We start from the raw sequence: 11,653 nt of genomic DNA, 5'->3' as shown, positions 1-11,653 counted from the left end.
GACCGACCCCGTCCAGGATGCCGACGATGACCACACCCTCTCCGACGGCCGGCGGAAACCTGCTCGTCGTCGACGACGAGCAGACCGTCCGAGAGTTGCTGCCGACCGCACTGCGCTACGCCGGCTTCACCGTGGACACGGCCGCCACCGGCGAACAGGCCCTGGACAGGGCGGCACAGCACCCACCGGACCTGGTCCTGCTCGACGTGATGCTCCCCGACATGGACGGCTTCGAAGTGATTCGACGCCTCCGCGAACAGCCGAACGCAGCCACGTCGAGTCGGCTGGGCCCCGTTCCCGTCATCTTCCTCACAGCCCGCGAAGCGACACGGGACAAGGTCAACGGACTTCTGCTCGGCGGAGACGACTACGTCACCAAGCCCTTCGACCTCGAAGAGCTGATAGCCCGGATACAGGCGATTCTGCGGAGGACCAAGGGAAACCCTCACTCGACCTTGAAGATGGCCGACCTCGAGCTCGACCCCGAAGGGCATCAGGTCACCCGGGGAGGCGTGCCCGTCCGCCTTTCGCCGACCGAATTCCGACTGCTGCACTTCCTTCTCTCGAACCCCGGGAGCACGGTGTCCAAGTCACAGATCCTCGAATACGTATGGCGATACGACTTCGGTGGCGACCCCAGCATCGTGGACACCTACATCAGTTACCTGCGGCGCAAGATCGAAAACGGCGGGCCGAAACTCATCCACACGGTCCACGGAATCGGATACGTGATGCGCGGCCCGCGCACGTGAGGGTGCCTTCGGCGGCGTCGCGGATCCGGCGGGCTGTGAACCGGTACTCCCTGCGCGCACGTCTGCTGTTCCTGTCCGCGACGCTGCTCGCCGTCAGTCTGGTGACCAACGCGTTCTTCGTGAGCAACGCGCTGAGCGGGTACCTGATGGAGCAAGCCGACTCCCGTCTCAAGGTCACCACACAGATCTGCGCCCGACTGCCCGCCGCCGTACTGGAAGCCTCGCAGGGTGCCGAGCGACTTCCCCCGCAATGGAGCCAGTTCAGCAACCCCGTGGTCTTCTACATGGACGATCAGGGCACGACCCTCAACCGAATACCACCACCGGAGAAGCTCCCCCCGGGGAGCGGGCCCGCCCTCCCCACCCTCGACCGTCACTCCGTCGACGCACGGAAGGGCGATCCGTTCACCGTCGACTCACAGAACGGGTCAGGGCGCTGGCGGGTCATGGCCGTGCCCTACATCTCGGCCGCCGGTACCGCGGCTGATGGCGCCCCCCGGCCCGACAGCGTGATCGTGGCGGCGTCCCTCTCCCACGTCGACGACACGGTGAGCGAGATCCGCACGGTATCCGCCACCGTGGGCAGCGTCCTGCTCTGCCTCCTCACGGCAGCCGGCTGGCTGGCCGTGCGCTCGAGCCTGCGCCCGCTCACCCGTATCGAGGAGACCGCGGCGGCGATCGCGCACGGCGACTTCTCCCGCCGGGTGCCGACCCTGGCCGGGCCGCGAACCGAAACGGGCCGGCTCACCACGTCGCTCAACGGGATGCTCGTCCAGATAGAGACGGCCTTCCAGGCCAGGGAGGAGGCCGAGGTGCGCATGCGCCGCTTCGTCGCCGATGCCGGCCACGAGATGCGCACCCCGCTCGTCGGCATCAAGGGATACACGGACCTCCACCGCATGGGTGCTCTGCCGACCCGCAGGAACGTCGACGAGACGATGGAACGCATCGCCCGGGAGTCCGAGCGCCTGGGCCGACTCGTCGAGGACATGCTGCTGCTCGCGAGGCTCGACGAGAGCACGTATCTGGCCCGGCCGGGAGCCGCAGCGCCGGACCCGTACCCGTTGGAGCTCGCGCCCATGGACCTGCGCACTCTCGCCGTCGACGCCCTGCACGACATCCACGCCATGGATCCCGCCCGGTCCGTCACACTGACCGGCCCGGACGCCGGCAAGGCCACCTCGGCCCCCGCCCTGGCGGACGAGGCGCGACTTCGGCAGGTGGTCAGCAACCTCGTCGGAAACGCGGTGAACCACACCCCGCCCGGCAGTGGTATCCGAGTCGGCGTCGGCTCGCTGGACGGCCACGCCGTGATCGAGATCGAGGACACGGGCCCCGGTCTGACGGCCGACGAACAGGAGCGGGTCTTCGAACGCTTCTACCGCGCGGACAACTCGCGTAGCCGGACGACGGGCGGGGGCTCCGGACTCGGCCTCGCCATCGTCCACGCACTCGTCAGCGCGCACGGAGGCAGCATCGAACTGTGCTCGGAGCCCGCGCGAGGGTGCCGCTTCCGGGTGCTGCTGCCCCGGCTGAACATCGAGACACAGGAGACGTGAGGCCGGGCAGGCCCGGCCTGCGCGTGCCGTTGCGTGACGAGTGGGTCAGTGACCCATGCGGTGGAGAGGTCTGCCCCTGGCTCAGGTGCACCCTACAACCAGTCCCGACGCTTGAAGATCATGTACAGACTGACGCAGACCAGCCCCATCAGGCCGACCGCGAAGGGGTATCCGAAGGCCCAACTCAGCTCAGGCATCTGGTCGAAGTTCATGCCGTAGATGGTTCCGACGAGCGTGGGTGCAAAGAGAATGGCCGCCCAGGCCGAGATCTTCTTGAAGTTGTCGCCCTCAGTGCGCTGACCTGCACAGATCCTTGCGGGAGGTGTGCTGACCTGGGGCTTTGCTCGTTTCGGGGGCTTTCATGATGACGCCGTTTTACGCGGCCGATTCTCCCCAGCCGCTCCCCAGTGGGGCTTCATTCTCCCCAGATTCTCCCCAGCGGAGGCTGCCTTTGAAGGAGGATCGCCGCTGTTCGGGACCGTGATCCGCGTGCCGTGTCAGGCTACGCCACGTAGTGGCAGTGGGGCAGGTGGCCGCTGTTCGGTCGGCGGTAGATCGCGATCGGGTGCGGCTGCTCGTTCACAGGGAAAGCAACCGACGACGCGGACCAATGCGCGACTGGATCTGGCGAATAGGGTCCCTGCGCAGGATGCGAGGTCGCGGCGGCGGACAATGCGTCGGGGCGGATCACAGCCCGGGCAGCGAGACTGTCCTGGTAGTTTCCGGTCGGCAAGGTGGGACCGGAGGAGTCCTGTGAGGCTGCTGCTCCCCGGGGCCGCCGTCGTACGCTGCCAGAGCTCCACCACCTCAGCCGTCGACTGGGAGTACCCGCGTGAATGAACCGCAGCGCAAGCCGTTCGTGTATGTCGTCGTGTGTGCGGCCGGGATCGCCGGCGATGTCGGTTAGCTCGATACGGCCGCCCAGGAACGGGACTGGGGTGTTGTGGTTGTAGCCAGGCGCACGTGACGCACGGACGGCGCATTGTCTGATGGAGCGTCACGTGTGGTTTGAGGCTCCTGGGCGGGCGCTGTCTGTGTGCGGATGCCCTCGCGATCGGGCGCTGGAGCCGGCTGCCGAATGGGTGGGTGATTCCGCTCCTTTGCGTCTCGGTCGTGACGTTCCGTGATGTTCGGTGGGTGTGGGGCGAACGCTGCGTCGGGGGCTGTTTGCGCTTCTGTGACCGATGGTGAGTTCGTGGCGTCGTTGTAAATCCGACCCAGAGGTCGATGGGCGGCAGTCCCTGCATCCGGGGAACGGGGGTGAGCCGCGGTTAGGCGGGGTTGGGGCTGTCCGTCCAGATGCGGCCCCACCTAGACCAGCTGGGGCCGTCGGGCGCAGGTCTGGTGCTCGATGGCCTGTCCGGGCTCGTTCTGCACAGCGCTGTCAGTGGCAAGTGCCATGCTGTTTGAAGGGGTCCGTGCGAAGTAGGGGGTGCCGTGGCGTTCGAGTGGGATCGGATCGGCCAGCCGCATTTTGACCGAGTCGTTGAGGCATTGGTCCACCGGCTCTACAGCGAGACGGCAGAGGTTCGGGCCGTCAACGGGCGCGGCGGTGATGGTGGCCGAGACATTGACGTGGTGCAAGGCGGCCGCCTGCGGATCTACCAGCTCAAGTACTTTCCCGACGGGCTGCAGGGACGTGGGCGCAGACCGAGTATCAAGAAGTCGTTCAAGCGGGCCATGGAACACGACCCCTATGAGTGGGTCCTCGTCGTCCCTTGCACTCTTACCCCGGGCGAGCGGGCATTCGTCATGGGCCTGGCCGAAGGCCGGGACGTGAAGGTCACCGTGATGGACCGGACCGTACTGGACGATCGCCTTGCCGCGCACAGTGATATCGAGCGCAGTCTCAGCCGCACCGGTGGCGATGGGGGCCTGCTGGAGTACGCGAAGATCATGAACCGGGAGCAGGACATCCTGGCGGGCGGCATGGCCGACTTGAGTACTCGAGTGCAGGCGCTGGGGCGCGTGGCCGACGACCTCGACCCAAACTGGACGGTGGACTTCGCCCGCGAAGGCGACAAGGTCGTCCAAACTCTGCGTGCGAAGCATCCCCGGGCCCAAGAAGTAAGCCCCATCACCATGTCCATCGCCGGAACGTCCATGGACGCCGATCTGGCGGCCGCCGTTACACGGTCCCTGGGGTTCGGAGTCGCCGAGCCGGTCGAGCTCCCGCCCGACGTGGTTGAGCGCCTGACGGTCAGCGGACCGGACTGGATCGCGCAGACATTCACCAACACCACGGTGTCGTGGAAGCCGATCTCACGTGTGTCAGGGGCTGATGCTGCAGTCTCCGTAGCCTTCCTCGGTGAGGACGGCAGCGTGCAGGCGTCATACGCGGGCCGGTTGAAGGCGCGAGGTGCCGGCTCCTTGGGGAGCTCGATCGAGGTGGACCTACCTGGTGCCCTGCTTCGGGTGCTGCGCCCATTCGATGAATCGGCTCCTGCGAAGCTCACGTATCAGTTCGATCTTGCTGGGCTCGGTCCCGCGGAGGCGCTCAAGGTGCTGCGGCTGCGTCGGCGCCTTTTGCTCGGTGGAGACTTCCGAGTGATGATTGACGGCCAGCTCGCGGGTGCGGGGTGCCTTCCGGAGAGTGGCACTGCAGATGATCTCCGCCGCTGGGCACAGCTACAGCTGTTCCTGGAGGACCTCGAGGTGGTCCAGCGACACTGCGAACAGGACTTCCCCATCCCCGCCGACATGTCGATGACCGACCGGATCGCTCTGCGGATGGCTCGTCTCCTGATAGAAGGCCGCTGCGTAGCATCACCCTTCAGCCGCGAGCTGACGATCACACTTACCTGGATCGACGACGCGAACACACGGGAGCTGCTCAGCGGCAGGCCGCAGTCGCTGCGCGTCACAAGCTCCGAGTACGGGGTCACGATCGCAGGGCACCTTCTCAACCTCGGCTCCGTCTGCATCTTTCACACGGAAGTCACAGCCGACGACGGGCCCGCCATCCTCGAGTCGCTCCGCAGCGGTCGCGTGTCGGAGGCGACCCTCGTGCTGCGCCCGGCCCGGGGCGAGCACTACCGAATGTTCCTGACAGACTCACCCGACGATGGCATGCCGCTCAGCCCCTGCCCATTGGGCCTCGACGGCTTTCCCGATCCTCGCTAGTTGTGTGTTGTCTCATGAGGTTGGTTCCGCGAGGTCATCCAACGTGAGTTGCTGTGGGCACGTGACGCACGTTTGACGGACGGACGGCGCGGTTTCTGATGGGTCGGCATGAGTGATTGGCGACTACTGGGCGCAGCCCTCAGCTGGTTCGCGGTGGGCACCTGGCTGTGGCACCGCTGCCGAGGCAGTTCGGCAGGTGTCGAGACGCTGGTACGCGGGCTCGGGGATGCGGATGCCCGCGTTGCAGTTGCCGACCTGGTCTGGTCGTGCCACAGCATGGCAAGGCCCCGGTAGCTGCCGATGCAGGGGAGAGCGGCGCTGGGTGTCTCCCAGCAACTGAGGATCCCGCTACTGAACTCCTGGCGGCACCCCGGCGAGATCTAAGGATGTAGGACGGCCAGCGGCACGTGACCTCATGTTCGACGTCACCCGTAGCCAGAAGGACCCCCGAGGCCGGGAACACCATCCGCGGTTGACGTCCCCCTCCCACGTTGCTCTGCCGTCAAGAGCTGTCCGGTACTTCAAGCCGAGGGGTGGGGGTCCCCCCAACTCACACGCGGGTCCCGCACCTGCTACGTGCCTTCTCGAACTCGGACACCGGGTCACCTCCGACGCTCCAGGGCCAGGCCGCGACCGTACCGTTGATCGCCTCGAAGACCGGACGGGCCTCGCCGCGCCGCTCGGCGGCCATCAGCGCGTAGGCCAGCACGTTCAGGTCGGCGAGGGCCGCCGCGTGGTGGAAGAACCCGGGCTGGGTCCAGGCGTGTGCCGCACGGTCGAGGGCCTGGGCGGCCGATGCGTGTGACCAGTGGTTGCGTGCCATCAGCGCCTCGACTCCGCCCAGGGCGAGGACGGAGTGGTACTGCAGAACCTGGGCGGTGAGCTCGGTGGCCGCGCAGGGCGCGTTTGTGGGTATGCGGGCGCGGATCGCGTCGACGAAGTCCAGTACCTGGCTGCGCGATCCCATCTCCTCCGGCCCGAGATAGCGCAGCATGCTCAGATACGCCTCGCGGTTCCAGCGGTCGCGGGCCAGTACCTCGTTCCACAGGCCGAACACCTCCGGCTGACGGCGGCGCTCCAGCCGTGAGAGCCCCAGCATGACCACCCAGGGAGTGGGGTCCTCCGGCGCCAATTCGGCGGCGCGCCGACAGCTGCCGGCGATGCCGACCGCATCCTCCAGGTACCCCCGGGAACGTCCGCTTTCGAGCTGCGCCCAAGCGGAGAGGACGAGCGCGCTCGCATTGCGCGGCTCACGAGAGGCCCAGGCGCGGGGCCCGTGCGATTCGGACAGGCGGTACGCCAGCACGGAGAGCTGATGGGTGCGGCGGTCCCAGTCGGCCAGGCTCTGGTTCAAGAGACGGGATATCTGGGCCATGTACAGGTCTGTCGTCCCGATCGCGCCCGTATTCGGCGTCGACTGAAGGGACTTCAGCAGCCGGCCGAGGGCAGCGTCGTCGAGTTCCAGGGAAAGGCGTGCCCGTCTGCGGCGACTTGAGAGAAATGCCATGCACGGAGGCTAGAGGTTACGAGCCGTGACGCAAGGTGTGCGCTGAGATCGTTACTGATTACACTATGCGATCTAGCCGTTACTCATCGGTATGGTGAGGCGGGTGCGCCCGGACCCCAGGTGGCCAGGAACGGCGTGATCATGCCGGTGATGGTGATGGGCGGCGCCACCGCAGTGATCCGCGTGGCACGGCCGGCGGTGTGCATCGACCGCGGCCTCGGTGGTGTCCGCACGGGCGGCCGGGGCGCGGGCCAGGGGAAGGAAGTGCTGGCCAGCCACCGTGGTCGAAGATCGTCACCTTCGAGGCCCTTCACCAACTGTGCAGTTGGCGCGACAGCGAGGGCAGGGCGAAGCGGACCGCCTCGGCAGCCTTGGTGGCGGAACGGTCTCCACGATGCTCAGGAATGAGCGCAGCGCTCGGATCTCCGTGGGGGTAGTCCCTCGGGAGGCGCGGGAAGCATGACACCTCCATGCCTCAAGGGCATGGTAATCAGCCCTTCCAAGTATTTGAGGCTATGGCTGATGGGGCGCATTCTTATTTCACCGGAACTTTTGGTTATCGGAGCCCGAATCTCCGTCGACTTCTCCGGGTAAAATGCACCCTTCGATTGGCTGGTGTTCTCGCATGGCCCGCCCCCTGCCCCTGATCCTCGCCCAGGCGCCCGGCCGCCCGGCCGACGACCTCGCGGGCTTTACCGCCGACGTGGAGCGGCGCGTGAAACTACGCGCAACCGGTGCCCTCGTCGTCTACCCCGAACTGCACCTCGGCGAGAGCGCCCCCGGCGTCCCGGCCGACCCGGGGCAGGCGGCCGAGCCGCTCGACGGCAAACGCGACGCGGTCTTCGCCGAGCTCGCGGGGGATCTGGGCATCTGGCTGGTACCCGGCAGCGTCTACGAGCGAGGAGACGGCGACCGCGTCCACAACACGACACCGGTCTATTCGCCACGGGGTGAGCGCCTTGCCGCGTACCGCAAGATCTGTCCGTGGCGCCCGTACGAGACGACCACACCCGGCAACCGGTTCGAGGTCGTCGACCTCGCCGGGGTCGGCCGCATCGGACTGTCCATCTGCTACGACACCTGGTTCCCGGAGATCTCCCGCCATCTGGCCTGGATGGGCGCCGAGCTGATCGTCAACGTGGTCCGCACGCCGACGAGCGATCGCGCACAGGAAGTCGTCCTCAACCGCGCCAATGCCATCGCCAATCAGGTCTTCGTCGCCAGCGTCAATTCCGCTGCCCCCTCCGGGATCGGCCGCAGCCTCGTCATCGACCCCCAGGGCACGGTGCGCGCCGAAACCGTCGATGCCAGCGACTCCACCCTCACCGACGTGATCGATCTCGACGAGGTCAGCAACGTCCGCCGCTACGGCACCGCCGGTCTCAACCGGATCTGGGACCAATTCCGCCCCGGCGACCCAGCCCTCGACCTCCCGCTGTACGGGGGCCGCATCGACCCCGCCACCTGGAACCCCGCCCCCACCACCGAGGAGCCACCGCGATGAACAGCGAGACCACGGGGAACAGCATGAGACTGAAGGGCGACCTGAGCCTCTTCTCCGTCGTCCTGTTCGGGCTGGCCTATATCTCCCCTGGCATCGTCGTCACCCTGTTCGGCGTGGTCGCCGCCACCAGCGGCGGCGTGGCCCCCACCGCCTTCGCCGTCGCCACCCTCGCGATGCTGCTCACCGGGCTGAGTTACGCGAAGATGGCACGCGTCGTGCCCGGCGCGGGATCGGTCTACACCTACGCCCGCAAGATGCTCGACAGCCGCATCGGTTTCCTGTCCGGCTGGGCGATGCTGCTCGACTACTTCTTCATCCCGATGGTCGGCTGGCTGATCACCGCGATCTACTTCAACGCCCAGTTCCCTGCCATACCCAAGTGGGTCTGGCTGATCGTCTCGGTGGGCATCACCACCGCCATCAACGTCTTTGGCATGAAGCTCGCGGACCGCGTCAACAAGGTCCTGATGTTCATTGCTCTGGGGTCGCTGGTCCTCTTCGCCACCCTGTGTGTCGTCTTCCTCGGCAAGCACGGCTCGTCCGCCCCCGTCACGGACGCTCTGTGGAACTCCGGCACTTCGATCGGCGCGGTCACTGCGGCCGCTGCCATCGCCGCGTACTCCTTCCTCGGCTTCGACGCCGTCTCCACACTGGGCGAGGAGGCCAGGGGCGGGGCGAGGACGATCGGCCGCGGCATCATCGGCTGCGTCATCGCCGCCGGAGCGATCTTCATCGTGCTGTCCCTCGTGATGCAACTGGTTCACCCCGGCGCGACGTTCGTCGACGTCGACGCGGCCGCCTACCACCTGAAGGTCCAGGTCGGTGGCGAGACGTACGCCGAGATGATCAACTTCGTCACCATCGCCGGATCCATCGCCTCCTGTATCGCCCTGCAAGCCTCCGCCGCCCGCCTCATGTACGTCATGGGACGCGACGGCGCACTGCCCAAGGCCGTCTTCGGCAAGCTGTCGGGGAAGACTGGCACGCCCGTCCTGAACCTGCTGCTGACCGCGGCCGCCGGTGTCATCGCCATGAAGCTGGACCTGACCACAGCCACCTCGTTCATCAACTTCGGTGCCTTCCTCGGCTTCGCCCTGGTGAACGTCTGCGTGATCGCCCACCTGGTCCGAGAGCGCAGAGACGGCCGCACCCCCAACCTCTTCTCCTACCTGGTGATGCCGGCCATCGGCGTTGGCGTCTCTCTCTACCTGCTCACGAGGCTCGGTGACGTCGCACTCCAGATCGGCGGCGTCTGGCTGGCGATCGGCGTCGTCTACCTGGCCGTCCTGACCAAGGGCTTCCGCCGACCCGCACCGGAGATGAGCTTCGACGACGACACCGCGGCCACGGACAGAGCCACCGCGTAGCTCCCTCCCGATGTGAGGAGACGAGGATGTCCACGACAACTGCTGAACTGGTCCATGACCGGAGCCTCGGAGACCTGTTGATCCACCGTGATGTGGTGCTCGACGGACTCGATACCCCGCAGCGCGCCGCCCGTACTGTCCTGGTCGACGTCCTGAACGGCAAGGCGGAGGATCAGCTTTTCGATGCCATGCTGGTGGCCAGCGAACTCATCGCCAACGCCATCCAGCACAGCAGCGGTGCGGTCCTCATAAGGGTTGAGGTCTACGAGTTCGGTGCGGCGTTGGGCGTCGTCGACCGCGGAGCCGACATCACTGTCGTCCCTGCGCGACCTTCGAACTCATCTGTCGACGTAGGGATGGTGGCTGCCAGCGGGCGCGGCCTGTTCATCGTGGACAGCCTCGCCAGCGCCTGGTCGGTCGAGGAGACCGAGTACGGAAAGGTCGTCATCGCCATCCTCACCCTTCCAGCAGGCCCTCGTCGATGACCCCTCTCGACCTCACGCGACACCATCTCGGCCGACAATTCTTCGCCCATCCGCTCGGCGTCAACTGCGGAGCCATCGGACTGTCACAGGGCACTGAGCCAGAGACGCGGTCATGTGGCACCAGGCGGGCAGATCGAGCGGGGCGGCGGGGTCGGTGGCGATGACGTGGACGACCGTGCCCGCCGCTGCGTCGGCAATGCGGGCGCGCAGCCTCAGCAAAGGGGTGACGCACAGCAGACCGGTGCCGCCGACGGTGATGTCCGCCGGCGGCGCGAGGGTCTCGGTCAAAGGGGCAAGGCCTGGGTGACGCGACACAGGCGGCAGGGCAGGTCGCCTTCCTCGAAGGCGTGGATCTCTTCGAGGGTCCAGCCGTCGGCGAGGGCGTCGACCAGGTCGCGGCCGAAGAAATGGACGGCGAAGCCGCCGTGCTCGTAGAAGTCGTCGCCGGCCTGCCGCACGGTGTAGACGAACGCCCCGTCGGGCCGCGGGACACGGTGGACCTCGCCGACCAGGGCGCGGATCTCCGCCGTCGACAGCGCCATGCACAGCAGCATGTGCGCGAAGACCGCGTCCACCGAGGCGTCCGGCAGCGCCAGCGGCTCGCGCACGTCGTGCACCGCGGTGGTCATCCGCTCCTCGACGCCCTCGGAGCGGGCGACGTTACGCAGCTGCTCCAGCCCGGCGGGGCTGAAGTCGGTTGCCTGGACGGTGAAGCCTTTGTGGGCGAAGAACAGCGGGTCGCGGCCGTGCCCGGCTCCCAGCTCCAACACGTCGTCGATCGTCATGCGCGAGCGGGCCGGGGTCTCGGAGTTCGGCACCGCCAGCCGCTTGGTCCAGGCCGGGACTGCGGGACCGTCGTAGCCGCGCTCTCGGCACCAGCCGAGCCAGGACAGAACCGTCGCGCGCCGGGAGAGCAGTACCTGCTCGCTATGCGATGCGTGGACGGACTGAATGAAGTCGGCCGCCTGGGCCCGCCTGACAGACCAGAGGGCAGCCACGTATTGAGCGGCGGCAGATATCTATGCTGCATCGCGGCCCTCTCCTGATCCCGACCATCATTCGCCTGAATCTTCGCCCCAGCAAGCTGCCAACGAGACCACCGACGATCGCTGGCACTGCCACCAGCGCAACGAACAGTTCGGATTTCCCATCGAAGTAGCTTCTGATCATGACCATATGCGCGTCCTGCACCGACCAGTGATGCCGGGGGGCATGAAGAGGCGCCCCAGTCTCGGGAGAGACTGGGGCGCTGCTCAGATTGCTAGGGCGTGTCCGCAATGTCGGTCGGTCGTTACTCCGTTCGTGGTGCGACGTCATGAACTGACTGATCAGGCCTGGGAAGTGATCGGGCCGTTG

8 protein-coding genes and 3 pseudogenes are annotated in these 11,653 nt (G+C 66.9%); 7 read left to right on the top strand and 4 right to left on the bottom strand.

Annotated features, from left to right (window positions below; genetic code table 11):
• Positions 1–17 precede the first annotated feature (17 nt).
• Together ACFC0G_RS36070 and ACFC0G_RS36065 are read left to right on the top strand one after the other, a co-directional pair.
• Positions 18–752 (top strand): response regulator transcription factor, encoded by a 735-nt coding sequence (locus tag ACFC0G_RS36070; protein WP_376412162.1) that lies wholly within the window; start codon positions 18–20, stop codon positions 750–752.
• A gap of 35 nt (positions 753–787) precedes the next feature.
• Complete coding sequence (locus ACFC0G_RS36065) at positions 788–2,311, top strand: sensor histidine kinase (protein ID WP_376412159.1); 1,524 nt, start codon at positions 788–790, stop codon at positions 2,309–2,311.
• A gap of 92 nt (positions 2,312–2,403) precedes the next feature.
• On the opposite strand, the pseudogene ACFC0G_RS36060 reads toward ACFC0G_RS36065, so the two are convergent.
• A pseudogene (locus ACFC0G_RS36060) lies at positions 2,404–2,589 on the bottom strand (CorA family divalent cation transporter); the annotation flags it as partial.
• Positions 2,590–3,143: 554 nt separating this feature from the next.
• Between ACFC0G_RS36060 and ACFC0G_RS36055 the strand changes: the two are divergent.
• Both ACFC0G_RS36055 and ACFC0G_RS36050 read left to right on the top strand, forming a co-directional pair.
• Positions 3,144–3,215, top strand: a pseudogene (locus tag ACFC0G_RS36055) (flavoprotein); the annotation flags it as partial.
• 533 nt (positions 3,216–3,748) lie between these two features.
• Positions 3,749–5,434 carry a hypothetical protein gene (locus tag ACFC0G_RS36050; protein WP_376412156.1) on the top strand — a complete coding sequence of 562 codons (1,686 nt, stop codon included), beginning with the start codon at positions 3,749–3,751 and terminating at the stop codon, positions 5,432–5,434.
• A gap of 550 nt (positions 5,435–5,984) precedes the next feature.
• Here the strand turns inward: ACFC0G_RS36050 and ACFC0G_RS36045 are convergent.
• Positions 5,985–6,809, bottom strand: coding sequence for a hypothetical protein (locus tag ACFC0G_RS36045; protein ID WP_376412153.1), 825 nt, complete (start codon positions 6,807–6,809; stop codon positions 5,985–5,987).
• Positions 6,810–7,566: 757 nt separating this feature from the next.
• Here ACFC0G_RS36045 and ACFC0G_RS36040 point away from each other — a divergent pair.
• From ACFC0G_RS36040 to ACFC0G_RS36030, 3 genes are read left to right on the top strand one after another with little or no spacing between them, the layout of a single operon-like run.
• Positions 7,567–8,445, top strand: a complete 879-nt coding sequence (locus ACFC0G_RS36040; protein WP_376412150.1) for a carbon-nitrogen hydrolase family protein — start codon at positions 7,567–7,569, stop codon at positions 8,443–8,445.
• Complete coding sequence (locus ACFC0G_RS36035) at positions 8,442–9,812, top strand: APC family permease (protein ID WP_376412147.1); 1,371 nt, start codon at positions 8,442–8,444, stop codon at positions 9,810–9,812. Before ACFC0G_RS36040 ends, ACFC0G_RS36035 begins: the two co-directional genes overlap by 4 nt.
• A gap of 26 nt (positions 9,813–9,838) precedes the next feature.
• Positions 9,839–10,297, top strand: coding sequence for an ATP-binding protein (locus tag ACFC0G_RS36030; protein ID WP_376412144.1), 459 nt, complete (start codon positions 9,839–9,841; stop codon positions 10,295–10,297).
• Between the two features lie 60 nt (positions 10,298–10,357).
• On the opposite strand, the gene ACFC0G_RS36025 is transcribed toward ACFC0G_RS36030, so the two are convergent.
• Positions 10,358–10,585, bottom strand: coding sequence for a sulfurtransferase TusA family protein (locus tag ACFC0G_RS36025; protein WP_376412141.1), 228 nt, complete (start codon positions 10,583–10,585; stop codon positions 10,358–10,360).
• Positions 10,582–11,208, bottom strand: a pseudogene (locus tag ACFC0G_RS36020) (class I SAM-dependent methyltransferase); the annotation flags it as partial. The pseudogene ACFC0G_RS36020 and the gene ACFC0G_RS36025, both read right to left, overlap by 4 nt.
• Between the last annotated feature and the right edge of the window lie 445 nt (positions 11,209–11,653).

Origin of the sequence: Streptomyces sp. NPDC056169 (assembly GCF_042268445.1) — a bacterium.
GTDB lineage: Bacteria > Actinomycetota > Actinomycetes > Streptomycetales > Streptomycetaceae > Streptomyces.
The sequence above is the reverse complement of the archived record's forward strand: the minus strand, read 5'-3'. Positions and strand labels throughout refer to the sequence as shown.

What these genes read in the sequence shown, in the direction of transcription:
- ACFC0G_RS36070 (WP_376412162.1), top strand. Translation starts at nt 18, where the DNA reads ATGCCGACGATGACCACACCCTCTCCGACGGCCGGCGGAAACCTGCTC.
- ACFC0G_RS36045 (WP_376412153.1), bottom strand. Translation starts at nt 6,809, where the DNA reads ATGGCCCAGATATCCCGTCTCTTGAACCAGAGCCTGGCCGACTGGGAC.
- ACFC0G_RS36040 (WP_376412150.1), top strand. Translation starts at nt 7,567, where the DNA reads ATGGCCCGCCCCCTGCCCCTGATCCTCGCCCAGGCGCCCGGCCGCCCG.
- ACFC0G_RS36035 (WP_376412147.1), top strand. Translation starts at nt 8,442, where the DNA reads ATGAACAGCGAGACCACGGGGAACAGCATGAGACTGAAGGGCGACCTG.
- ACFC0G_RS36030 (WP_376412144.1), top strand. Translation starts at nt 9,839, where the DNA reads ATGTCCACGACAACTGCTGAACTGGTCCATGACCGGAGCCTCGGAGAC.